Genomic DNA, 2945 nt, shown 5'->3' on the forward strand with positions numbered 1-2945 from the left:
CTGGGCAACTTCCGGCTGAGCAACCTGCCAGCTGGCAGCCACCGGCTGCGCATCGGCGCGCTGGGCTACCGGGCCCAAACCGTGCCCGTAACTGTAGTGGCCGGCGACAACCCGCGCCTGAACCTGCGCGTGGCCGCCACCACGCTCAGCCTGGCCGAAGTAACGGTGAGCCAGCCACGCGACCCCAACCAGAGTCTGGCCGCCATCTCGCACATCGACCAGCTGCTACGACCCGTGAACTCGGCCCAGGACCTGCTGCGGCTGGTGCCGGGCCTGTTTATTGCCCAGCACGCGGGCGGCGGGAAGGCTGAGCAGATTTTCCTGCGCGGCTTCGACTGCGACCATGGCACCGACTTCGCCGTGAGCGTGGACGGCCTGCCGGTGAACATGGTGAGCCATGCCCACGGCCAGGGCTATGCCGATTTTCACTTCGTGATACCCGAAACGGTGGAGCAATTGAAAGTATACAAGGGACCATACACGGCCCGCTTCGGCGATTTTGCTACGGCCGGCGCGGGCGAGTTCAGCACCAAAACCAAGCTGGAGCACAGCCAGGTGAAGTTGGAGCTGGGCCAGTTCGACACCCGCCGGGCGCTGGTGATGCTCGATTTGCTGGGCAACAACCAGCGGCACCTGTTCAGCAAAAAGCCCGAAAGCGCCTACGTGGCGGCCGAGTACAACTTCACCAACTCCTACTTCGACGCGCCGCAGCACTTCAAGCGCTTCAACGGCATGGGCAAATACACCGGGCAGCTGTCCGACAAAACCAGCCTGACGCTGTTGGGCTCGCACTTTACTTCGAATTGGGACGCCAGCGGACAGGTGCCCGAGCGCGCCGTGCGCGACGGCCTTATCTCGCGCTTCGGCAGCATCGACCCTACCGAGGGCGGCCGCACAAGCCGCACCAACGCCTCGGTGGTGCTCACCACGGCCCTGCCGCACGAGGCCGTGCTGCGCCAGCAGGCCTACTACTCGAAGTACGATTTCAACCTGTATTCCAACTTCACCTTCTTCCTGCACGACTCCATCAACGGCGACCAGATTGACCAGACCGACGACCGGCACCTGTTCGGCTACACGGCCACCTACGAGCGCGACGACCAGCTCGGCGCCAAGCCCTTGCACACCACGCTGGGCGTGGGCACCCGCAACGACTTCTCGACGCTGGGCTTGCGCCACACCGTGCGCCGCCAGGTGCTCGATACCCTCACCACCGGCCGGCTCTACGAGCGCAATATCAACGCCTACCTCGACGAAACCCTTAGCCTCACCGACCGCCTCACGGTGAATGCGGCGGTGCGGGCCGACTTCTTCACCTTCGATTTCCGGGGGCGGCTGGCCGATGAGAATACCGGCGAATTGGCCCCGCTGGGCGGGCGCGTGGCCCGGGCCCGGGTGTCGCCCAAGCTGAACCTGTACTACCAGCTCACGCCGGCCGTGCAGCTGTTTGCCCGCTCGGGCTTCGGCTTTCATTCCAATGATGCCCGGGGCGTGATTCGCGGGGCCACGGCCAACGTGCTGCCCCGCGCCCTGGGCTCCGAAATCGGCAGCACCTTTAAGCCCCTGCCCAGCCTGGTGGTGAACGCGGCCCTTTGGAGCCTGCATTTGCAGGACGAGCTGGTGTACGTGGGCGACGAGGCCGTGGTGGAGAGCGTGGGGCCCACCCAGCGCTACGGCCTCGACCTATCGGTGCGCTACCAGGCGGGCAGCCGGTGGTTTGTCGATGCCGACGTCAACTACAACCATGGCCGCCAGCTCGACGCGCCCGAAAAGGCCAACTACATTCCGCTGGCGCCCACCTTCACCAGCACCGGCGGCCTCACCTACAAGGCCCCGAAGGGCCTGAGCGGCAGCCTGCGCTACCGCCACATCGACTCGCGCCCGGCCAACGACGACGGCAGCATCACCGCCCGCGGCTATTTCCTACTCGATGCCGTGCTGGCCTACACCACGCCCCGCTTCCAAATTGGGGCCACCGCCGAAAACCTCCTCAACGTGGCCTGGAACCAGGCCCAGTTCGCCACCCAAACCCGTCTGCTGCACACCCCCAAGCCCGAGCCGCTTGAAGGCATCGACGAGCTGCATTTCACGCCCGGCACGCCTTTCTACGCCAAGCTGAACGTGAGCGTATTCTTCTAGAAAAACGGGTTAACTTAATACAGTAAACCAGTAGAGACGCAATATTTTGCGTCTCATCGTTGAACGACTTGCGGCCGCGCCGTGCTCACGGTATCGTTCAACGACGAGACGCAAAATATTGCGTCTCTACCCGTTCTAGTTAGCCACAAAAAAGCCTCTCCGGTTACCGGAGAGGCTTTTTGCATTATGCGCAACGGGCCCTTACTGCACCGCCACTTTCTGGCTCACGTGGAATTCGGGCACGCTGAGCTGGTAGATGCCGGCCGGTAGCGTGGTTTTCACGCCGAGGCGCAGCTCGTTCGAGCCGTTGTAGAGGCGCACGGTTTCCTGGTGCACGAGGCGGCCCAGCAGGTCGTGCAGCTGCACGGTGGCGGCCTGCTCGCGGTTGGCGGTAATCACCACGTCGATGCGGTCGGCGGCGGTGGGGTTGGGGTACACCAGCACTTCGGCGGTGGGGGCTTCGGCGGCGGTGGCCAGCACGTTGGCGTCGCGGCGGCCGGTCATGGCGCCGGTTACCACGGTGGGGGCGGTGTAGGTCACCTTCACGAACGCGCCCTGCGTAGGGTTGGCGGTGCTGGCGTTTTTGGCTTTGAGCGTGTACCAGCCCTCGGTGGTGGGCGTGTAGGTGCCCGTGAGGTTGCCGGTGCCGGTCTGGCTGCTTACCACGGTGCCAGCGCTGTTCACCACGGCCACCGTGAGGCTGCGGGTGGCATCCGTCGGGAACAGGCTGTAGGTGATGGATTTGTTGGCGGCGCCGTAGATGCGGCCCGCCGTGCGGTAGGCCGTGCTGGCGGCGGGCAGCGCGC

The 2945-nt window shown here is 64.9% G+C and carries 2 protein-coding genes; one reads left to right on the plus strand and one right to left on the minus strand.

Annotated elements, in window-relative coordinates; all coding sequences use genetic code 11:
- On the plus strand, positions 1–2139 hold a 2139-nt coding region (locus ACYVDE_RS18995), incomplete at its 5' end, for a TonB-dependent receptor (protein ID WP_460503115.1).
- A gap of 201 nt (positions 2140–2340) precedes the next feature.
- Here the strand turns inward: ACYVDE_RS18995 and ACYVDE_RS19000 are convergent.
- Positions 2341–2945: T9SS type A sorting domain-containing protein (locus ACYVDE_RS19000; RefSeq protein ID WP_460503116.1), on the minus strand; the 605-nt coding region annotated here is incomplete at its 5' end.

Source organism: Hymenobacter agri (assembly GCF_054778495.1).